Source organism: Chryseobacterium sp. S90, from assembly GCF_047444895.1.
Classification (GTDB): Bacteria; Bacteroidota; Bacteroidia; order Flavobacteriales; family Weeksellaceae; genus Chryseobacterium.
Window position 1 is genome coordinate 310,359 of the sequence record NZ_JBLGCX010000005.1, and the last position, 20,284, is coordinate 330,642.

Below are 20,284 nucleotides of genomic sequence, written 5' to 3' on the forward strand. Positions count from 1 at the left end.
TTAAGAAAGATTCCAAAAATCTTTTATTAAGTTCAACAATAGACTTGGTCGTACTTTATCAAGAGGATGCTTTGTATCTGGAAGTACGGCCAGTTTTGCATTCGGAAGACTTCTGTAAACTCTTGAACTCTCTTCGATTGTTACCATATTGTCTTTATCTCCTACCATGATCTGAATAGGAATGTTAATCATCGCAAGATTATTTTCCAAAGGAGGATTTTTACCTAAATCAATCATTAAATCAGCAATAGCAGGAAGAAGCTGCTTCCATTTTGATCCGTGCTGTGATTCTAAAAGTTGGGCATACTGCGGAATTTTCTCAAGAATGACATCAGGATTAAGCATTTTACTTTCCTTTAAAGCCTGTTCTTCACTCCAGTCAAACTTTGTTCCCAGTGTGATAACAGAATTTACATGTTCAGGACTTTTCATTGCGTAACAAAGCGCTGCGTAACCTCCCATACTGTGCCCGAAAATAAATACATCTGTCAAGTTATTCACTTCACAATATTCTGATAGTTCCTGAGTGTATTTTTCAATACTAATCCCCTCGGATGGAAGTTCAAGGTTTCCATGTCCTGAAAACAGAGGAGTGTGTACCGTAAAATATTGAGATAAAGTATTCAGATAAGGCGTAAAAATATCGCTGTGACCTAAAGCTCCGTGTAATAAAAGCAGATGTGGCATAGTGGTTTAGTTTCCGGAAAATTAGGAAAAAGAATTGAATGATGAAAATAGATTCGGTAAGTGTGTGCGAGGGTTTGAGAGTTCTAGAGTTTGAGAATATTTTTGAATATGATCACAAATCCCTAAACTTATACCTCGAAACTCGCATCCCGAAAAACGCGTATCCCGTACCCTCTAAACATCCATCGCCATTACCAATACACTCACTTTATTATTTCCGGCATTTAAAATCTCCCATGCAACCGATGAAACGGTATTTCCTGTGGTAAAAACATCATCAATCAGAAGAATATGCTTTCCTGAAATCGGTTGTGTGACAGAGAATGTGTTGACAGCTTCCAATCTGTGTTTCTTATCTTTTAATGCCTGTGCTTTTGAATAATGATTTCTTTTGATTAATTGATGATCAAAAGGGATGTCATAAAATGCTGATAAAGTTTCTGTGAATAAATGAAGCTGATTATATCCGCGCTCTTTGAGTTTCTTTGGATGAAGCGGTACACTTACCAAAAGATCAGGTTTCTCATTTTTGAAGTCCAGGCGTTCTGTTGTCCAGTTGGCGATGATCTTTCCTACTTTTTCCCGGCTTTTGTATTTCAGTTCATGGATAATCTGCCGGCTTAAGCTCTCCTTTTCGAATTGTAATAAAGCAAAGGTGTTTTCAACAGGGAAAAACAAGCTGCATTTTTCCTTAATCGGATTATTTTCAAAATAGGAATAGTGGGTAAAATAAATCTGGCTGAAACAAAGATCACATACCAAAAGCTCAGAATCAATGATTCTATTGCAGTGGATGCAGCGGTTGGGAAATAATATATCTAATATCATAGTGTGTTTTTACTAAGATATAAAAAATTGACAATTTTTGCTTCGCAAAGTCAATAGTGAATTATTATTGACGCAGAGTTCGCAGAGTTTTCTATTATAATTTAGAATACTTGGTCGCAAAGGCGTTTTAATCAGCACCGAAAAGGCTTTTCCTCTGCTAAATGAAATGCCCTAGCGAACGATATACGAAAATAGCAAACTTTGCGAATTCAGCGTTTAAGAAGTTATACCTAGACTAAAAATATCAACCCGATTATTGACAACCCAAATCACGCACCGCGTACCACCGCACCCAACAAAAAACATTAACGATTTACCATTCATCTTAAAATTAAGTCAACAGTGAATTTTGTTCCGCAAGTGAATAGTCAATTGTAAGAAGTTTATAAGCGAACAATTTATAGCGGTATAAAAAATTGACAAGCGAAGCGTATTGACGATTCACTATTCACCTTTAATCCTCAAACCTCTTCCTTATCTTCTCCACAGAACTTTTCATACTCAGATTGAAATGTTCCTTTTCCAGTCTTACCGGCGGCGCTTGTCTTACTTCACAATCCGCAATGCTGCAGGATTCACAGGTTACTCCAACATTGATGGTTTTCAGAGAAGGAGATTTTATAAAACTTATCTTTTTGATCGTTTGGGAATTCAATAAAATACCCAGGCAATAACTTCTGTTGCTTCCATCAGAAAAAGGATTCTTTTGTGAAGTGGAAATGACAAGATAACTTATTCCCTGATCTTTATAATGAGAAATTTGAGCATCCGTAAGAGTTTCATTTTCTTTTAAATGGTCAAGATTTTTTACAGCAATCCACCTTCTGCAATAATGTTCATTAGTTGCATTGGCATGAGGAGCCTGCTGATGGTTCAGATGAAGTTCTTTTAAAATCTGAATCTTATCCGAATTTTTCTTTTTTACCAGACACAGATAAAATAAATCTTTAATTCCCATTTCTGCCGAAAGAATATTAGTCAGTCGATAGTAGAATGTTTCAGGAGAACGGGTAAAACTGTTGATAAGATTCTCGAAATTTTTAGATTCCCACGTATTATTTTGGAAAAATTCCGATGTTTTCTCAATGACCGGATCTTTTGAAATTAATAAAGCACCTGCAAAATAAGACGCATAAAAATTGTTCAGAATTTCCTCAAAACTTCCAAAGTCAAGCCATGAATACGTATTCGGACGTATCTTTAGTTCCAGAACATTGAATCCGATTTCTTTGGCGAGGATAAATGTTTTCTGGTCTTTTTCCAGTTTTTGGTTCAGCAGTAATAGTTTTTTCTCCGGAATAAAAAGCGAACGAAGGTTATCCAGAGTTCCATATTTTTCAAAATCTTCAGATTGAATCGTATAGCTGAACTTTTCTGCAAGAATTTTTTCCAGAACTTCAGATTTTAAATTTTTTCCGGGTTTTATCTGATTTTCCTGAGTAAACAGAATTACTTTTTCTTCAATTTCCGGAAAATAATTGTCGTACAGTTCCTGAAATGATCTTAATACAGCAAAATAAAATCTTTCCTTACCAAGATTATAATTCTGGGAAATTTCGATCAGTGCGTTGATGAAAGCTGTCACCTTTTTGGGAGCATCACTGATAATGCTGATAAGATTGTTTTTGTTGATCCCGAACAGCTCCAATGGTACTTCTTTGAAAAAATCTGATTGCAGAATTTCATTGAAAGGAGCCAGACTCTTATCGAGTTTGGTAGAAACCAGATCATCAAAAGTACAATTCAGTGCTTCAGAAAGCTGGATGATTTTATCGTGTTTTGGATATTTTTTTCCGTTTTCAATTTCGTTAAGGTAAGATTTTGATAATCCTGTCTTTACAGCAAGATCCTGCAGAGACCAGTTTTTCTTTTGTCTCTGCTGTTTCAGTTTTAGCCCGAAAACTGTTTTGATAAAGTCGCTTTCTGAATTCATTACTCAAATATAAATAATTAGATGCGATTATTCGCATAATAAATTTTAAATAAAATTAGCGAACGTTCGCTAATTGTGAAAATTTTTATTTATGTTTGTAACATCAAATCACAAAATCAATATGTTATGGAAACCAAGACTCAATTAGAAATAAAAGCACAGAAGCAGTTTGAAGCAGTTTTTACTCCGGATTTGGCAGATTTTCTGATTGCACTTCATCAGAACTTCAATCATAAAAGGCTTGAACTTTTAAAAGAAAGAAAAAATACACAGCAGAATTTTGATCAGGGTAATCTTCCTGAATTTTTAAAAGAAACAGAAGAAATCCGGAATGGAAATTGGGTATGTGCCTCTTTGCCTGAAGATTTGCTGGACAGAAGAGTAGAAATTACTGGACCTGTAGACCGCAAGATGATTATCAATGCTTTGAATTCCGGGGCTTCTACCTTTATGGCAGATTTTGAAGACAGCAGCTCGCCGGTATGGGAAAACTGCATTCAGGGGCAGATTAATCTTTCTGATGCTATTAACCGTACTATTGATTTTGTAAACGAAGCAGGAAAAGCTTATACTCTTAACGGAAAAACCGCAGTTTTGCTGGTTCGTCCGCGTGGGCTTCATCTTCCGGAGAAACATATTGAAATCAATGGTGAAAAAGCTTCCGGCTCGCTGATTGATTTTGGAATGTATTTTTTCAGAAATGCAAAATCGCTTTTAGAAAAGGGAAGTGGCCCTTACTTCTACCTTCCGAAGCTGGAACATTATAAAGAAGCCCGCTGGTGGAATGAAGTTTTTGTCTTTGCCCAAAATTATCTGGGAATTCAGCAGGGGACAATTAAAGCTACAGTTTTGATAGAAACCATTACTGCTTCATTTCAGATTGACGAAATTTTATTTGAATTAAAAGAACACAGTGCAGGACTGAATTGTGGAAGATGGGATTATATTTTTTCCTATATCAAAAAATTCAGAAACCTTCCGGAGTTTATCGTACCGGACAGAGATCAGGTGACCATGACTTCTCCTTTTATGAGCGCCTACTCCAAAAGAGTTATTGAAATATGTCACAAAAGAAATGTACATGCTATCGGCGGAATGGCAGCCCAAATTCCGGTAAAGGACAATGATGAAGCCAATAACCTTGCTTTTGAAAAAGTAAGAAATGATAAGGAAAGAGAGGTGAAAAACGGTCACGACGGAACCTGGGTGGCACATCCTGCATTAGTTTCAGTGGCAAAAGAAATTTTTGACCAGTATATGCCTTCCAAAAATCAAATCGATAAAAAATTTGAATATCATATAACAGAAAGTGATTTACTGGAAATTCCCAAGGGCGATATTACCGAAAAAGGAGTCAGAAAAAATATCAACGTAGGAATTCTTTACCTTGAAAGCTGGCTGATGGGAACTGGTGCTGCGGCTATTTATAACCTGATGGAAGATGCCGCAACTGCAGAGATTTCAAGAACACAGATCTGGCAATGGCTGAAAAACGAAGCCGTGTTAAGTGATGATAGAACGCTTACCCGCCACATGATTTTACAGTGGGAAAGTGAAGAAATGGACAATATTGAAAACTATGTAGGAGAAATCCGTTTTAAAAATGGAAAATTCAATCTTGCGAAAGAACTTTTCAATGAGCTGATCTTCTCTGAAAATTTTGAAGAATTTTTAACGCTTAAAGCATATCCTTTTATTTAGGAAAAATGTTGGTTGCTGGTTTATAGTTGCTGGTTAAAAACCAGATCATGAATTAACAATAGAACCAGCAACTAGCAACAAAATTACTTTTAAATCTAATCAAACAAAATCCAAATATTATGAAAACAAGACAAGAACAAATCCAGGCTATAGAAAAAGACTGGCTGACAAACCCACGTTGGAATGGTGTAAAAAGACCGTATACAGCAGAAGAAGTTTTGAAACTTCGCGGTTCTTATACCATAGAATATACCATCGCGACGGAAATGTCCAAAAAATTCTGGAATAAATTAAATACTCAGGATTATGTGGCAGGACTTGGAGCACTTACAGGCAATCAGGCCGTGCAGGAAGTAGATGCCGGACTGGAAGCTATTTATCTTTCAGGATGGCAGGTGGCTGCAGATGCCAATTTATCAGGAGAAATGTATCCCGATCAATCGCTGTATCCGGCCAATTCAGTTCCTTCTGTGGTAAAGAAAATTAATAATGCGTTACTGAGAGCAGATCAGGTACAATCTGTGAGTGGAACGGGAGATAAAGAATATCTGGTACCCATCATTGCAGATGCAGAAGCGGGTTTTGGAGGTAATCTGAATGCCTTTGAACTGATGAAGCAAATGATAGAAGCTGGTGCAGCCGGTGTACACTTTGAAGATCAGCTTTCGTCTGCAAAAAAATGCGGTCACCTGGGCGGAAAAGTATTGGTGCCAACGCAAGAGGCAGTCAACAAACTGATTGCGGCACGTCTGGCAGCCGATGTACTGGGAGTTCCAAGTCTTATTATTGCAAGAACAGACGCAGATGCAGCAGATCTGCTGACCTCTGATATTGATGACAGGGATAAAAAATTCGTAACAGGAGAAAGAACTTCTGAAGGATTTTATGTGGTAAGAAACGGAGTAGAGCAGGGAATTGATAGAGGTCTGTCTTATGCTCCATACGCGGATCTGATCTGGATGGAAACTTCAAATCCGGATCTGGAGCAGGCAAGAAGATTTGCAGAAGGGATTCATGCTAAATTCCCTGGGAAAATGCTTGCTTATAACTGTTCCCCTTCATTCAACTGGGCGGCAAGGCTTAGTGTAGAGGAGATGTCTACTTTCCGTGAAGAGCTGGCAAAAATGGGGTATAAATTCCAGTTTATTACATTGGCAGGATTCCATGCTTTGAATACGGCAATGTTTGAATTGGCCTTAGCTTATAAAGAAAGAGGAATGGCTGGATATTCAGAACTGCAGGAGCGTGAATTTGCCCTGCAGCAGAAAGGATTCAGAGCGGTGAAGCATCAGTCTTTTGTAGGAACAGGGTATTTTGATGAAGTACAGAATGTTGTTACTAACGGTTCTTCAGCTACCGTAGCGATGAAAGATTCTACGGAAACAGCACAATTCCATTAGTCATTTTTTCCATATTTTTTGATGTTAAACCTTCCTTTTTGGGGAGGTTTTTCTTTATTTAAAGCTTTGAGCCTGTTTTAATTCTTTCGGATTTTCAAATAATAAAGGTCATATGATAAGTAATTGAAATTTGAATTATATTTGGGGACGAAAAATATTATTAAAAAAATGAATTTAATTAAAGTACTTTTTATTACATTAGGATTAACGCTTACTGCGGGTGTTGCAAATGCTCAACAGAAAATTGGAAGTGTAAACACGGAAGAAATTTTTGCAAGCTTATCTGAAGTAAAAACTATAGGAACTACGATTGATAATCTGACTAAAGCAAAGCAGACTGAAATTGAAAAACTGATCAACGATTATCAGACTAAGCTGAAAGCGGCACAGGATAAAGAAAAAACTTTAAGTGAGGCTAACAAAGAAGCGGTAACTAAAGAACTGATTGCAGCGCAAACAGAATTACAAGGTTTAGGTAAAAAAATAGAGGAAACAAGAGCACAGGCTGCTAAAGATATTTCTGCCAAGCAAAATGAAATGCTTACTCCACTGCAAAAAAAAGTAAGAGAAGCTATTTTTGCTGTAGCTAAAGAAAAAAATCTGAGCTATGTATTTGATACAGCAGCACAGGAATCCAATAACCTGCTTTATACAGACGGGAGTGAGGATATTACTGCTACTGTAAAAACCAAATTAGGTGCTACAGCAACTGCTGCCAAACCTGCCGGAAAAACTAAATAAGAATTTCAATATATTGAATATAGAACGGAATCAGAGAACATCTGATTCCGTTTTTTTTATTTTCTAAAGTAAAGTTTTGTTCTGCAGGACTAAGGAAGTTTTGTTTTAAAATGATAAATTTGAGTAAACTTTCAGGAGCATGAATTTAATGTACGAAAAACAGATAAAGGTAACAGAAGAGCATATTGATCAGAACAATCATGTAAATAATGTACAATACGTGCATTGGGTGGAAGAAGTGGCAGCAGAACACTGGGATCTTCTAAAACATCAAACCGAATATGTAAATGATGCCTGGATGCTTCTGGATCACCATATCCAATATAAAAAACAGGTTTATCTGAATGATACGATTACAGTAAGAACCTATCCCATGGCTCCTGAAGGTGCCAAACAGCCAAGAAAAGTTGAATTCTACTGCAATGATGAGCTTGTGGTAGATTCAAGTACACTATGGATTCTGTTCGATCCGGAAACCAAGAAAATCAAACGTCTGGGAAGTGACTGGCTCGAGAAATTTTTCTAATAAGGGAAGAAATAGGCTGATTTTAATTTATTAACATGGAGTTTGAGTATAAAAAATATTTTTTTTCTTCAATGTAATATCATAAAGCCCACAATTGTTTTAATAGAGAAACGAAAAACAGACATTCCCATGAAACTATCTATTTTAACAATACTTTTTTTAAGTTTTTTCTTTACCGGTCATAGTCAGACAGCTGACCAGACAAAAGCAATTGACAGCTATATAAAAAAGGTCATTCAAATCAATGAGATACCTGGAATGGCCGTAGGAATCGTTAAGGATAATAAAATTACTTTCCAGAAATACTATGGAACGGAAACTTTAGAGAGTGATAAAAAAGTAGATGCCAATTCCATGTTCAGGATCTATTCTACTACAAAACTAATGTCAAATGTCGGGCTCTTTCAGCTTGTAGAACAAGGAAAAGTATCTTTAGAAGATAAAATTTCAAAATATATTGACAATGTACCGGCAGAGTGGCGAAGTATTCAGGTAAAAAACCTTGTATCCCATTCCTCAGGATTACCAGACTGGATTCGTTTCAACGATATTCCGGTGGATGCTTCCAATGCTGAAGTTATTGATCGTTTGTCAAAAGAAAAAATGGACTTTGAAACAGGAAGTGATTACAGATACAATCAGACCAACTACATGCTGGTCATGATGATCATTGAAAGAGTTACCGGAGAAAAATTTGAAGACTATATCGTGAACAATCAGTTTTCAGATTCCAGAAACCAGGTTGTGTTTTCATCTAATTCTATTGAAAAAATCCCTAACAGAATCGTAAAGTATATTTACAATAAGGACACCCATCAATATGATAAATCTACATTTGTAGAGGGGAGAAGAGCACATTCAGCCAATGGTTTGGCGATTACCTTACCTGCGTTTTTACAATGGAGTATTCATTTGAGCAAGAATGATTTTCTAAAACCTGCCACACAAGAGCTGATGTGGAAACCTTTTGAATATAAAGATAAAAATATCATCTTTACTCATGGTTGGGATATGGGAACTTTTAATAATATAAAGTCTTATCACTTTTCCGGTGGAAATGTAAGTGCCTACAGAATTTTTCCGGATAAAAATATGGCTGTTGTGCTGATGTACAACGGATATAAAGAATCTGCTGTGATGTATCAGATGCTCAATCAGATTGCCGGGATTATGGATAAGCGCTTGCTGAATCCTTACACGTTGTCAGAAGAACATACAAAATCTGAACCTCTTGTTCACCCTGATCTTAAAAAAGAAATCTATGGATATCGCATAGAAAAAGACAATGTTATTTTCTCTTACCAATTTCCTGAAAAGCAAAGCGTAGAATTTATCAAAAATATTTCAGTTACCGGTTCATTTAATGACTGGAATCCTGATGATAAAACCTACTATATGAATCTGAAAAAGAACAATACCTTTGAGCTGGTTTTGCCAAAATCTCAGTTTGAAAAAGGAAAAACCTATCAGTTCAAATTTGTAATGAATAAAAACGGCTGGCTTTCTGTACCTTACAATGCAATCAATGTAGATGGAACTCCGGATAATAATTTGACCTTTAAAATAGATTAAAAAAGATATTTAAATATTGTTGTAATAGAAACAGTCTTTTCTGTGTTAAGCGGTTTTATCATATCTTTGCAGTATGATACGTATTACAAAAATTTTTACATTTGAAACAGCTCACGTGCTTTACAACTACGATGGGAAGTGTAAAAATATGCATGGACATTCCTATAAGCTGTTTGTAACAGTGAAAGGAAAACCGATCAATGATATTGAAAATCCTAAAAATGGAATGGTGGTAGATTTCGGAGATATCAAAAGTATCGTTAATTCCGAAATTGTAGATGTATGGGACCATGCGGTTCTTGTAAATGCTCTGTCTCCACACAAAGAATTGGGGGATGATCTGGAACAGAAAGGGCATAAAGTAATCTATTGCAGTTTCCAGCCCACCTGTGAAAACATGTTGTATGCTATTGCTGCTAAAATCAAATCAAAACTTCCTGATGGAATTTCTTTAGCCTATCTTAAACTTCATGAGACAGAAAACTCTTATGGAGAATGGTTTGCAGAAGATAATCAATAATTTACCCCAAAACTCAGAAGGTGTTAAAAACAACAATTAATTTAGAACCTGGAAAAAAAGTATATTTCGCTTCAGATCAGCATTTTGGAGCTCCCACTCCAAGTGAGAGTAAAGTGCGTGAAGAAAAATTTATACGCTGGATGAATGAGATCAAAGAAGATGCTCAGGTTTTGTTTTTAATGGGTGATCTTTTTGACTTCTGGCATGAATGGAAACACGTAGTTCCCAAAGGATATATCAGAGTGCTCGGAAAAATTGCAGAACTTAAAGACAGAGGAATTCATATCTATTTCTTTGTCGGAAACCATGATTTGTGGATGAAAGATTATCTGGAAGAGGAAATTGGCTGTACTGTGTTTTATCAGAAACAATATTTTGAAATGGGAGGAAAGCAGTTTTTGCTTGCCCATGGAGACGGACTGGGGCCTGGTGATAAAGGATATAAAAGAATGAAAAAATTATTCACAAATCCGGTAGCACAATGGTTCTTCAAATGGCTGCATCCCGATATTGCAATGAAAGTTGCATTATACCTTTCCCAAAAAAATAAAATGATTTCCGGAGAAGAAGACAAAGCATTCCTGGGAGAAGATAAAGAGTTTCTGATCATTTATTCCAAAGAAAAGCTGAAATCTGAGAAGATAGACTATTTCATCTATGGACACAGACACCTGCCAATGGTGCTTGATTTGGGACAGAATTCAAAATATATCAACCTCGGAGACTGGATTTCCTATTTTACCTATGGGGTTTTTGAAAAAGATTTTGAATTGAAGACTTTTGAAAAATAAAGCAAAAAAAATTACCCCTAAAAAGAGGTAACTTTCGAACGGGCCGAAACCCACTCTTGTTTTTAATCCATATTCCATTTAAGTATGTGCAAGAAGCTTACCAAAATAGGTTTTGTAGATTAAAAAATTATTAAATATCAATATTTTATCTTTATAATTACTTTATCCTGAGGTAATAAGATGCTCAAAGGTTATGGAATTAAAAAATATATTCAATATACAGACTGAACAGGATTTCCTGAATGCATCATTGAAAACGTTCCGTTATCAATATGAAAATGTTGAAATATACAGGAAATTCGTCGACTTTCTGAATGTTAATCCTGATGAGGTGGATGGCTTGGTGAAGATTCCGTTTTTGCCGATCGAAATGTTTAAAAATCATAAGATTCTGGATAAAAATATGACAACTGATCTGTTTTTTCAAAGCTCAGGAACAACGCAGATGAATCTGTCAAAGCATTTCATTGCAGATCCTGAACTTTATGAAGAAAGTATTTATAAAAGTTTTGAACAGTTTATTGGGAAGCCGGAGGATTTTATCTTTTTAGGGCTGCTTCCAAGTTATCTGGAAAAACAGAATTCATCGTTGATCTATATGGTAGATTATCTGATGAAAAAATCTGCCAAACCGGAAAACGGGTATTTTCTTTATAACCATTCTGAACTTTTTGAGCTATTGAACAACCTGCAGGGCAAAAAAGTAATTCTTTTCGGAGTTTCCTTTGCTCTTCTTGATTTTCTTGATTACTGTCATGCTAAGCAAAGCGAAGAATCCATGAATTTTCCTGAAAATTTAATAGTGATTGAAACCGGAGGAATGAAAGGACGAAAAGAAGAAATGACCAAAGATGAATTGTTGAAAATCTTACAGGAAGGTCTTAAAACAAACAAAATATATTCAGAATATTCCATGACAGAGCTTCTTTCGCAGGCTTATTCCCTTGGAAATAATGAATATGAATGTCCCAACTGGATGAAAATCATGGTTCGGAATGCAGAAGATCCTCTGGCTTATGAAAAAGAAGGAAGAACCGGAGCTATTAATATCATTGATCTTGCCAATACCCATTCCTGCTCGTTTATAGCGACACAGGATTTAGGGAAAATTGTAGGCAATAAATTTCAGGTATTGGGAAGAATAGACCACTCTGATATCAGAGGTTGCAGTCTGCTGGTAAGCTAGAAAAATGAACTTCAGAAAGTAATTGTGAACAGTCAATTTGCTTCGCTTGTCAATTTTTTCTAATCGTAATAAATTAAAGAAAAGATAGCCCGTAACTTTTGCTGAGTGAAACGCCTTTGTGAACATTTAACAGCAGTAAATAGATACTTTGTGAACATTGCGTTTATAATATTGACTATTAGGAGAGCGCATTATCATTAATACTTTTTACATTGTACATTTTACAGTTATAACCAATGATCAAAATAGAAGAACTCATACACGCCTACATCCATTCCCATTGCGATTTTGAAAAAGAAATCGTACTGACCAATTATTTCCAGGCCGATTGGGAAGCTGATATTCTGATCATTAATTCAGAAGGGGAAAGTCATGAAATTGAGATTAAGTTTTCGAAAAGTGATTTTAAAAATGATTTCAAAAAATCATATCTCAATAAAGATACCGGCGAAAAATTTCTGAAACATGATAAGATTTCCTGTGGCGATTATATCTGTAATTCTTTTAGTTTTTTACTCCCGATGGGTATGATAGATGCTACTCTTATCCCCGAACATTGTGGCATCATTGAATTTTACCATAATGCAGATACCTGGGAAACCGAATTTTATCTGATCCGGCCGCCCAAAAAACTTCATGAAGATTCCTATTGGAAACTGAATGATAAAGACTTTTTTATCAGAAAAATGGCTTTAAATCTTCTCCAGCGCAAAATGGAAATTAAAGGAAAGCACGAAGAACTTATTTTCAAGAACCCTTTTGATATCAAAAAACTGAAATAATGCTAAAAGATTTCTGGTAAGCTTATCAGTATGATTTAAACGCAAAGTTTAGTTTACTCTTTTTAATATTTTAAGGAAGCAAAGAAGAAATCAATGAAATTGATTCTGATTAAGCTAAGGCTATCATATCGCTCAATCAACGACGCAGTTGTTATCACTTTGCTCCCTTTAAATAAAAACATTTTCATATAAAAACTTTGCGTTTTAAAAAATTTAGAATAATTTCTTCAAATCAGAAAAATAAAAAAATCCTGCCGCCTGACAGGATTTTATCATTGAATTTTATTTAAAAAAATTAATCTGCAATTTCTGCAGAGTCTCTCTGAAGTAAGAACTTGTAGATCAATCCACCTACAACTCCTCCCAAAATAGGTGCTACCCAGAACAGCCAAAGCTGTGACATGGCAATTCCTCCCATGAAGACAGCCTGTGAAAGTGATCTTGCAGGGTTTACAGAAGTATTCGTAATAGGAATAGAAATCAGGTGAATCAAAGTAAGCGCAAGACCGATAGCAAGCCCGGCAAATTTACCGTTGGCCCATTTATCTGTAGCTCCCATGATCACAATAAGGAAAAAGGCAGTTAATAAAAACTCAGCCAGGAACGCGGCTCCCATGCTGAAAGCTTTTCCGTTATAAACGGCCTCTCCGTAAAAATTCGTGGCAAAATCTCCGGGCTTTGAGAATTCTACCGCTCCCGCACCGTTTAGAATTGTATACAGACATCCTGCTGCTACAATAGCTCCCAGACACTGGGCTACGATGTAAGGGATAAGATCTTTGGCAGGAAATCTCCCTCCTGCTAAAAGTCCAAAAGAAACTGCCGGATTAAAGTGTCCTCCTGAAATGTGGCCTACAGCATAAGCCATTGTAAGAACAGTAAGACCAAAGGCTAAAGCAACTCCTAAAAGTCCGATGCCAATGTCGGGAACGCCGGCTGCGAAAACAGCGCTTCCACACCCTCCGAAAACAAGCCAAAATGTGCCGAAAAATTCAGCGAAAAGTTTTTTTATCATGTTGTTTATTATTTATGTATCTCAAATGTAAAATTTAAATCTTAAAGTAAAAAGTTAAAACTGAAAAAAAAATTCAAAAAAGAGTGAACAAAAATTACAAAATCGGTAATTTGGTGTAAAGTTTGTTTGGGATTTATTTATAGAGTATTATAGTAGGTTTTGAAAGATATAACATAAATGTTTTATCTTTCATTTGTAATTTAAAAGGAGGTGAATGAGAAAGTTTTTCTGTGTGGTCTTTGTACCCTTTATTTATAGTTTACATTATTCGCAGGCAGCAAAAAAAGCTTTTCCCTGCTATGATCTTACTACTGTATTGAAGGTTGAACCTACACCGCTTTACAAACCTCATCTTGATGCTTCAAAGAGTTTTGGAATACAGCTTCTGAAAGATTCCAAAACAGTACAGAAGTATATTAACAAAGGTAAATTCCACAAAATAAAAAAATCAGGGAAAGGATATCAGGTTCAGAGACTGGATTACAGCAGGGCTTATATGGTATCCAAGGCTAAAACCACCCTTGAGAAAATAGCTTCCAAGTTCAGTAAAGATACAAAAGGAGGTACTTTTACCGTTTCATCCATTACCCGTACTCTTGAAGACCAGTGCAGGCTGAGAAGAGTGAATTCTAACGCCTCGCTAGGGATCAGTTCTCACAATTATGGCAACTCTTTTGACATTTCTTATGTAAGATTCAACAACGTTCTGAAGTACAATCCGAAAATGGAAATAGCACTGGAGAAAGTTTTAAAGTACTATCAGAATGCCGGTAGAATATATTACATTAAAGAAAGACAACAGAGCTGTTATCATATTACTGTGAAAAATTATTAATTAAAATCTTACTTGCATAGCATGTTTAGTTTATATATTTTTATAGGACTAAAAACTATGCTTATGTCAACATTAAACATTGTAGACTACATGCTGCCTGTAGAAGAATGCAGAGCTGCATCAAACGAATGGAAAGCGTATTTCTCTGACTTTTCCAAAATTCAAAAGCTGATTCCTACCAACTATGTTTTTAATATTTCCAGTGAGCACCTTGAGTGGATGAAGGGCTTTAAGGATTATAAAGACTTTTGTGCAGCAGTAGGAGTTTATAGAGATCGTATGATCCTTATTTTTTATCCTATGAATAATGAAGGGGTAAAAATAGACGTTAAAGAATATCCGTACAGTTTCCTTACAGAGCTTGATAAAGACTTGAGACTACAGGAAGTTCAGGAATATACTGTTATTAGAAACGCCGTTCTTTCTAAAAATCTTGAGAGTACAGAGAAGAATGCTAATATGGGATTCCCGGTTTCCAATGCACCAATTCTTGAGCAGGATATAGCTGTATCAGCTATTGAACGTTGGAGAACCGAAGGTATGGAGTGGTTTTATAAAGAATGCAGAGAAAATGAAGGCATTGGGATTTTCAGAAAATTCTATGTTCCTACCGCAGACCTTTGCCTTGAGGATGATGGTTTACTAGGTATTACCTGTTCTTTTGGCCTTAGATACAATGATATCTATGGAAAAATGCTGGTAACTCTTATTTTTATTTCTTCCAGAGCAAATCTTAGAAATTCGGAACTGGGAGCAGAGACTATTTCCAATACTTATGACTGGGCAAAACCATGTCCTCCTATCTGCCGTATTCCGGATGTAGATGTAGGAAGTGGATTTTAAAAACGATAAACTGAGGAATGGCTGGACTTTATAAAGCAATTTTATTCCTGAATTATGCACTGCTTCTATCTGTTATACTGCTGGGAGCAGCAAAATACCGCATATTAAACCAAAAAGAAAAGCAGTATTTTTATTGTATTGCTTTTCTTTTTTTTATTGAACTGCTGAATCTGGCGCTGCCCTATATCTTCAGACTCAATGATACATCATTTCTTTATCCCTTTTATATTGCAGGCGAGTTTTTTTTGCTGACAGGTTTATTTATCAGAAAACTAGATTGGCCAAAATATGCTCTGGGGCTTACAGGCGTGCTGGCGGGAGGTTTTATGATTTCAAAATATGGGTTTGATTATCCGTCCAATGCAGATATTGCAAAAGTGGTTTCCAATATTGTAATCATTTGTCTTTCCGGGTTTACATTGATCCGTGAGATTAAAAACACATCTGTACAGAATCAGAATCGTTTTATTCTGGTTGATGCCAGTATTTTTTTCTACTATTCTGTTTCTGTATTTATTTTTATCATCCAGCACCAGATTGCAGAACTGTCAGAAAACGATTATTATATTATTCTCAGTGCCAATAATATTCTTTCGAGTATTTTGTACTGTTCATTTTTATATACTTTTATCAGATTAAAGAAGTAACTTTAAATATCAATCTGCTGATCCTTATAATTGTTACCATAACAGTTATAGTATCTTTTATTCTGCTAGCCTACAGAGCTTTTATAACCAGAATTATCAAAGAGAAAAACGTACAGCACGAAGCTGAAGTTCTTCATCAGAAGAAATTAGTACTGGAAAATATCAAAGCTCAGGAAGAAGAAAGAAAAAGAATTGCAGTGATGATTCATGATGATATCGGAAACCGCCTCAATATTCTTTCTTTATGGTTGAATAATCTTGATACCCAGGGTGATGAGCTGATTAAAAAAAATATCTACGGCCAGATGTCTTCCCTGATTGATGCTGCCAGAAGTATTTCCCATTCATTGTACCCTGTAAATCTTGAATCGGTAGGATTGGTGTTATACGTTGAAGAATTAATAGCCAACCTTTCCCATAAAATTAATATTTCCCTGCAGGTGATGCCGGGATATGAAAAGAAAGATCTTTTCGCAGAAGTGCAGCTGTACCGGATTATTCAGGAATTTACTACCAATGTAATCAAGCATTCTGAGGCAGAAGATCTCTGGATCTATATTAAAGATTATCCTGAAAATACGGCTGTTATTATTTCTGATAACGGACAGGGTTTTGAATATGAAGAAGTAAAAAAAGGAATGGGAATAAAAAACATAGAATCCCGTATCAAATCTATGAACGCAACACACAAATGGAAAAAAACTTTTTCGAATAAAGGAAGTCGTTTAATCATAAAAATTCCAAAATATCATGAGTTCCCAAATCAAACTAGCACTGATTGATGATGAACAGCTGATCCTCGAAGGGGTAAAAATGTTGCTGTCCAATGAAAAAAATATATCGGTATGCCTTACCGCAGATAACGGCCCCGATTTTATAGATGACCTCGGAAAACTTTCAAAAAATGAATTTCCTGATATTGCCCTTGTAGATGTTCAGATGAAACCGATGAACGGTTTTGAACTGGTAGAAATCCTGAAAGAAAAATATCCTGATCTCAAAATTATTATCCTTTCATCCCATTATAAAACCTCTATTCTCGGATATATGGTCAAGTTGGGAGTATCAGCATTTCTTCCTAAAAACTCCAATAAAAAAACATTTATTGATGCCATTACAATGGTAGATAAAAATGGAGTTTTCTTCACGGCAGAAGACCATCAGATGTTGTTTACCTACATGAATGGTTCTGCAAAGAAAAATTCTCTTTTTGAAATGGAAGATGAGCTTTCTGAAAGAGAGAAAGACGTGGTAAAACTGATCTGTCAGGAATTTACCAATAACGAAATAGGGGAAAAACTCTTTATCAGCCCCAGAACCGTAGAAAGCCACAGGCAGCGAATTTTGGAGAAGATAGGAGCAAAAAATACCGTGGGAATAGTAATTTATGCTATTATTAACAATATTTATTCCCTTGAAAAAATGTAATCTGATTCCGTAGAAATACGGAATTTTTTATTTGGTACTTTTCACTCTACCTAACCTTGTTTTTCTTCTGTTATTTTGAAATGTCTCTTTTAGGGATTTTATTTGAAAAAAACACAAACAGGATCGGTAATAAAAAATTAAAGTAAAAACATGAATGGCAGTAGAGTGATTTCCGTCGGGATTTTCTTTGACGGTACAGGAAATAATGGAGTAAATATTCTTTCACCGGATAAGCCGCTGAGCAACAATGAAAGTTATTATGGTACATTCACCAATATATATAAATTATACAGTTTATTTATTGGAGATGAAAAAATATATATCGAAGGAATTGGAACCGTAACGGGCAGTGAAGATAATAATTTTGCTATGGCAACATGTGCAAATCCACCCTATGACAACGGATATTCTTCTGATGATAAACTTCAGAAAGCAGGAGATTTTGTGCAGCAGATGATCCATGATCAGACAAAAGAATACCATTTTTATATATACGGATTCGGGAGAGGAGGAATGCTTGCAAGGACTTTCTGCAATCAGCTTTTAACGCATTATTCTCTGGGAAATTGCAGAATAAAATTTTTAGGAGCTTTTGATACAGTAGAATCCAAACCTTTTAATACTTATAATTTGAATATCCCTGCTCAGGTAGAGAATGCATTACATGTCTGCGCAGTGAATGAGAGTCGTTTTTTCTTTCCGCTTACCGGATTTTTTGAGAACTCAAAAATAATGGAAGATCAGAAATCGGAAAATGCATCTGCCGTTTGGAAAGAGATCTTTGTACCGGGTGATCATGCGGATATCGGAGGAGGATATCTTGAAGGGCCGCAGTCTGTTTATATTTCTACAGACTTCATTAATAGTGATGATCTGCATCATTATGTTTCAGATATCAGGAATGAAAAAACCAATGTTGAAGGTGTTAAAATCTGGAATGCTCTGCTTTCCGGATATGAAGTGGAGACCGCTAATGGTCTTTCACAGGCATATGTGTGCCGGGATAAAGTATACAATGACCTTTCAAAAGTATATGGGAAACTGATGCTGGAAGAAACCAATGCTAAAGTATCCGTTTTCAGTGCAGAAAACGATGCATATTTTGGAATAGATTATAATAAACATCCTTTTCTCAGTCGGTTTTACATCAAAATAAAAGAATATGTAAAAGATCTTGCTGCGGGTAAAAAGCCAATCTATGATTTTTGGAAATTTGCGGATTATACCCATATTTCAGCAAATTTCGGATTACACAGCAACAGCTTTCTGAAAAGATCCCAGCGGGAAATTAATATTGAATTGATTAATAATGGATTAAATGTTTCCAGCAGTACATCTGTTGACCAAACCAGCCAGACACGGCTTTCCGCTGAGCTTCATCTGCCGGAAGAGAGTTTTGTTGCAGATTTTCTTTACGGAACCAGTGTTCCCAATAATGATGTATGGGATCGTTCTATTTTAAAAACACCGGCAGTCATTACATTAAATGGAATTAAGAATTAGTGCCTACACTTCTCAGTTTTAAATTTAGGTTAGGGGACATCATTAAAGGTGTTCCCTTTTAATTATAACAGATTGAATTCCATTGAGTATAAGTACTGAATTTTATATTTGGTATATTATACTGTAGTTTTTAGATTTTAATTCTCGTTATTTTGAATTGTTCATTTCACGAAGCTTCAATAGTATAACATGAACAAAGGCGTTTTCTGAAAAGCCTGATATCAAAAGAGTAAGAACACCAAAGATTAAAACAATGGAAAAGACACTCATTCAACAATCGGAGACTACATTATTCACAATTAATTTTGATTTTACCTCAAATGATCAGCAAGAGATTCTAAGAGATTTGCAGGCAAATAATTATAAGCTTGTAGGATATAAGGGTGCATCGGGACCCAATCAGGTTTCCTCAGGTGTACCAACGTGGTTTTCAATTTATTATTATGAAATGTTTGGATGTGAAGATATTTATTGTGAACCAAAATATAAAGTATATGTTTACAATAAAGGAGTTATAGATATCAATACAACCATTCAAATGCATGCCATATCGGATGAAATTCCATTAGGTACAGCGGTAACTTTCCACCAGGATGGTTCTTTTTCTGCTACTTCAGGAGCCCCGGCAGAAGCCATCACTGTAAAAAATGAAAGAGGGGTTAATACGTCAGATATTACAATAGGATTAGCTGCGGAAGTAGAAGGAAGATTCCAGCCTTTCTGTGCATTTACATGTGCCCCGCAAGGAGAAGTGATCATGGAACCTAATGAAAATATAGTTCTGTTTGCTGCCCAGACAGGTGCTACTCCAGGATCTGTTACTAAGTGTACAACAGGATCTGGATGTAACTTTGCGTTCAGTGCACAGAATGTAAAATATGAGTTAGAGATGATTCACAGAAATTACGGTATTAGAAATGTGCCAGGAAAAGTACCAGTGAAATCTATACCTCGCGGAACCTCATTGGCAGAGCTTCTCAATATCAAATAAAACCTCCGGAAAATTTTTAACATTAACTAAAAAAATAACAATATGACCGTTTCAGAATGGCTGGATAAAGCCAAAAGACTTTTAGATATTTGTAATTACGAGATCAGTATTAGAAATGGTAAGAAAGCTTTAACAGTGAGTCAATCTGATACTTTGCACGAGCTGCAGGATGAAATCGGGTATCGCCACGGAATCGCACCGGTTAGCTATAATGATGCTTCAGATATTCTAATAGAAATGATCGGAATGGTAAAAGCAGGATGGAAAACACCACCACTTATCCCTGGATAACAATTCTTATAAATCAATTGTATTATAAATCAAAAGCTGTCCGTTTTGGGCAGTTTTTTTATTT

General features: G+C 35.7%; 21 protein-coding genes. 17 read left to right on the forward strand and 4 right to left on the reverse strand.

All coding sequences use genetic code 11. The features are described 5' to 3' along the window. From ACLMCG_RS15255 to ACLMCG_RS15265, 3 genes are all read right to left on the reverse strand, one after another. Positions 1-687, reverse strand: a complete 687-nt coding sequence (locus ACLMCG_RS15255; protein ID WP_413960019.1) for an alpha/beta fold hydrolase — start codon at positions 685-687, stop codon at positions 1-3. Between the two features lie 174 nt (positions 688-861). Then, positions 862-1,515, reverse strand: a complete 654-nt coding sequence (locus ACLMCG_RS15260; protein ID WP_413960018.1) for a ComF family protein — start codon at positions 1,513-1,515, stop codon at positions 862-864. A 454-nt stretch (positions 1,516-1,969) separates the two neighbouring features. Beyond that, positions 1,970-3,448: a helix-turn-helix domain-containing protein gene (locus ACLMCG_RS15265; RefSeq protein ID WP_413960017.1), complete on the reverse strand. Its 1,479-nt coding sequence runs from the start codon at positions 3,446-3,448 to the stop codon at positions 1,970-1,972. Between the two features lie 126 nt (positions 3,449-3,574). Here ACLMCG_RS15265 and aceB point away from each other — a divergent pair, with 126 nt between their 5' ends. The 9 genes from aceB (at position 3,575) to ACLMCG_RS15310 (ending at position 12,667) form a co-directional block, all read left to right on the forward strand. Next, the gene (gene aceB, locus ACLMCG_RS15270) at positions 3,575-5,149 is read left to right on the forward strand and encodes a malate synthase A (RefSeq protein WP_413960016.1); all 1,575 of its coding nucleotides are present in this window, start codon (positions 3,575-3,577) and stop codon (positions 5,147-5,149) included. A 119-nt stretch (positions 5,150-5,268) separates the two neighbouring features. Next, positions 5,269-6,549 (forward strand): isocitrate lyase, encoded by a 1,281-nt coding sequence (gene aceA / locus ACLMCG_RS15275; protein WP_413960015.1) that lies wholly within the window; start codon positions 5,269-5,271, stop codon positions 6,547-6,549. Positions 6,550-6,717: 168 nt separating this feature from the next. Further along, on the forward strand, positions 6,718-7,290 hold the full coding sequence (locus ACLMCG_RS15280; protein ID WP_413960014.1) for an OmpH family outer membrane protein: 573 nt from the start codon (positions 6,718-6,720) through the stop codon (positions 7,288-7,290). 139 nt (positions 7,291-7,429) lie between these two features. Continuing rightward, positions 7,430-7,816, forward strand: a complete 387-nt coding sequence (locus ACLMCG_RS15285) for an acyl-CoA thioesterase (RefSeq protein ID WP_413960013.1) — start codon at positions 7,430-7,432, stop codon at positions 7,814-7,816. Between the two features lie 129 nt (positions 7,817-7,945). Beyond that, a complete protein-coding gene (locus ACLMCG_RS15290; protein WP_413960012.1) occupies positions 7,946-9,388 on the forward strand; it encodes a serine hydrolase in 1,443 nt (480 codons plus the stop codon). Between the two features lie 73 nt (positions 9,389-9,461). Beyond that, positions 9,462-9,908 (forward strand): 6-pyruvoyl trahydropterin synthase family protein, encoded by a 447-nt coding sequence (locus ACLMCG_RS15295; protein ID WP_142717749.1) that lies wholly within the window; start codon positions 9,462-9,464, stop codon positions 9,906-9,908. Positions 9,909-9,928: 20 nt separating this feature from the next. Then, positions 9,929-10,699 (forward strand): UDP-2,3-diacylglucosamine diphosphatase, encoded by a 771-nt coding sequence (locus tag ACLMCG_RS15300; protein ID WP_223599959.1) that lies wholly within the window; start codon positions 9,929-9,931, stop codon positions 10,697-10,699. A gap of 193 nt (positions 10,700-10,892) precedes the next feature. Next, positions 10,893-11,885 carry an acyl transferase gene (locus ACLMCG_RS15305; protein ID WP_413960011.1) on the forward strand — a complete coding sequence of 331 codons (993 nt, stop codon included), beginning with the start codon at positions 10,893-10,895 and terminating at the stop codon, positions 11,883-11,885. A gap of 236 nt (positions 11,886-12,121) precedes the next feature. Next, on the forward strand, positions 12,122-12,667 hold the full coding sequence (locus tag ACLMCG_RS15310) for a hypothetical protein (protein ID WP_413960010.1): 546 nt from the start codon (positions 12,122-12,124) through the stop codon (positions 12,665-12,667). A 295-nt stretch (positions 12,668-12,962) separates the two neighbouring features. On the opposite strand, the gene aqpZ is transcribed toward ACLMCG_RS15310, so the two are convergent. Then, positions 12,963-13,679 (reverse strand): aquaporin Z, encoded by a 717-nt coding sequence (aqpZ, locus tag ACLMCG_RS15315; RefSeq protein ID WP_413960195.1) that lies wholly within the window; start codon positions 13,677-13,679, stop codon positions 12,963-12,965. Positions 13,680-13,896: 217 nt separating this feature from the next. Between aqpZ and ACLMCG_RS15320 the strand changes: the two genes are divergently transcribed. From ACLMCG_RS15320 to ACLMCG_RS15355, 8 genes are all read left to right on the forward strand, one after another. After that, positions 13,897-14,517, forward strand: a complete 621-nt coding sequence (locus ACLMCG_RS15320) for a DUF5715 family protein (RefSeq protein WP_413960009.1) — start codon at positions 13,897-13,899, stop codon at positions 14,515-14,517. Positions 14,518-14,580: 63 nt separating this feature from the next. Next, positions 14,581-15,360: a hypothetical protein gene (locus ACLMCG_RS15325; RefSeq protein WP_223599961.1), complete on the forward strand. Its 780-nt coding sequence runs from the start codon at positions 14,581-14,583 to the stop codon at positions 15,358-15,360. Positions 15,361-15,377: 17 nt separating this feature from the next. Further along, positions 15,378-16,007 carry a hypothetical protein gene (locus tag ACLMCG_RS15330; RefSeq protein ID WP_413960008.1) on the forward strand — a complete coding sequence of 210 codons (630 nt, stop codon included), beginning with the start codon at positions 15,378-15,380 and terminating at the stop codon, positions 16,005-16,007. Positions 16,008-16,207: 200 nt separating this feature from the next. After that, the gene (locus ACLMCG_RS15335; RefSeq protein WP_223599963.1) at positions 16,208-16,789 is read left to right on the forward strand and encodes a sensor histidine kinase; all 582 of its coding nucleotides are present in this window, start codon (positions 16,208-16,210) and stop codon (positions 16,787-16,789) included. Beyond that, on the forward strand, positions 16,758-17,435 hold the full coding sequence (locus tag ACLMCG_RS15340) for a response regulator (RefSeq protein ID WP_223599964.1): 678 nt from the start codon (positions 16,758-16,760) through the stop codon (positions 17,433-17,435). The genes ACLMCG_RS15335 and ACLMCG_RS15340 overlap by 32 nt, the downstream gene beginning before the upstream one ends. A gap of 150 nt (positions 17,436-17,585) precedes the next feature. Continuing rightward, on the forward strand, positions 17,586-18,938 hold the full coding sequence (locus tag ACLMCG_RS15345) for a T6SS phospholipase effector Tle1-like catalytic domain-containing protein (RefSeq protein ID WP_413960007.1): 1,353 nt from the start codon (positions 17,586-17,588) through the stop codon (positions 18,936-18,938). Positions 18,939-19,191: 253 nt separating this feature from the next. Then, positions 19,192-19,929: a hypothetical protein gene (locus tag ACLMCG_RS15350; protein WP_223599966.1), complete on the forward strand. Its 738-nt coding sequence runs from the start codon at positions 19,192-19,194 to the stop codon at positions 19,927-19,929. A gap of 42 nt (positions 19,930-19,971) precedes the next feature. Then, on the forward strand, positions 19,972-20,220 hold the full coding sequence (locus ACLMCG_RS15355) for a hypothetical protein (protein WP_223599967.1): 249 nt from the start codon (positions 19,972-19,974) through the stop codon (positions 20,218-20,220). Positions 20,221-20,284 lie beyond the last annotated feature (64 nt).

What these genes read in the sequence shown, in the direction of transcription:
- ACLMCG_RS15255 (WP_413960019.1), bottom strand. Translation starts at nt 687, where the DNA reads ATGCCACATCTGCTTTTATTACACGGAGCTTTAGGTCACAGCGATATT.
- ACLMCG_RS15260 (WP_413960018.1), bottom strand. Translation starts at nt 1,515, where the DNA reads ATGATATTAGATATATTATTTCCCAACCGCTGCATCCACTGCAATAGA.
- ACLMCG_RS15265 (WP_413960017.1), bottom strand. Translation starts at nt 3,448, where the DNA reads ATGAATTCAGAAAGCGACTTTATCAAAACAGTTTTCGGGCTAAAACTG.
- aceB (WP_413960016.1), top strand. Translation starts at nt 3,575, where the DNA reads ATGGAAACCAAGACTCAATTAGAAATAAAAGCACAGAAGCAGTTTGAA.
- aceA (WP_413960015.1), top strand. Translation starts at nt 5,269, where the DNA reads ATGAAAACAAGACAAGAACAAATCCAGGCTATAGAAAAAGACTGGCTG.
- ACLMCG_RS15280 (WP_413960014.1), top strand. Translation starts at nt 6,718, where the DNA reads ATGAATTTAATTAAAGTACTTTTTATTACATTAGGATTAACGCTTACT.
- ACLMCG_RS15285 (WP_413960013.1), top strand. Translation starts at nt 7,430, where the DNA reads ATGAATTTAATGTACGAAAAACAGATAAAGGTAACAGAAGAGCATATT.
- ACLMCG_RS15290 (WP_413960012.1), top strand. Translation starts at nt 7,946, where the DNA reads ATGAAACTATCTATTTTAACAATACTTTTTTTAAGTTTTTTCTTTACC.
- ACLMCG_RS15295 (WP_142717749.1), top strand. Translation starts at nt 9,462, where the DNA reads ATGATACGTATTACAAAAATTTTTACATTTGAAACAGCTCACGTGCTT.
- ACLMCG_RS15305 (WP_413960011.1), top strand. Translation starts at nt 10,893, where the DNA reads ATGGAATTAAAAAATATATTCAATATACAGACTGAACAGGATTTCCTG.
- ACLMCG_RS15310 (WP_413960010.1), top strand. Translation starts at nt 12,122, where the DNA reads ATGATCAAAATAGAAGAACTCATACACGCCTACATCCATTCCCATTGC.
- ACLMCG_RS15320 (WP_413960009.1), top strand. Translation starts at nt 13,897, where the DNA reads ATGAGAAAGTTTTTCTGTGTGGTCTTTGTACCCTTTATTTATAGTTTA.
- ACLMCG_RS15325 (WP_223599961.1), top strand. Translation starts at nt 14,581, where the DNA reads ATGTCAACATTAAACATTGTAGACTACATGCTGCCTGTAGAAGAATGC.
- ACLMCG_RS15330 (WP_413960008.1), top strand. Translation starts at nt 15,378, where the DNA reads ATGGCTGGACTTTATAAAGCAATTTTATTCCTGAATTATGCACTGCTT.
- ACLMCG_RS15335 (WP_223599963.1), top strand. Translation starts at nt 16,208, where the DNA reads ATGATTCATGATGATATCGGAAACCGCCTCAATATTCTTTCTTTATGG.
- ACLMCG_RS15340 (WP_223599964.1), top strand. Translation starts at nt 16,758, where the DNA reads ATGAGTTCCCAAATCAAACTAGCACTGATTGATGATGAACAGCTGATC.
- ACLMCG_RS15345 (WP_413960007.1), top strand. Translation starts at nt 17,586, where the DNA reads ATGAATGGCAGTAGAGTGATTTCCGTCGGGATTTTCTTTGACGGTACA.
- ACLMCG_RS15350 (WP_223599966.1), top strand. Translation starts at nt 19,192, where the DNA reads ATGGAAAAGACACTCATTCAACAATCGGAGACTACATTATTCACAATT.
- ACLMCG_RS15355 (WP_223599967.1), top strand. Translation starts at nt 19,972, where the DNA reads ATGACCGTTTCAGAATGGCTGGATAAAGCCAAAAGACTTTTAGATATT.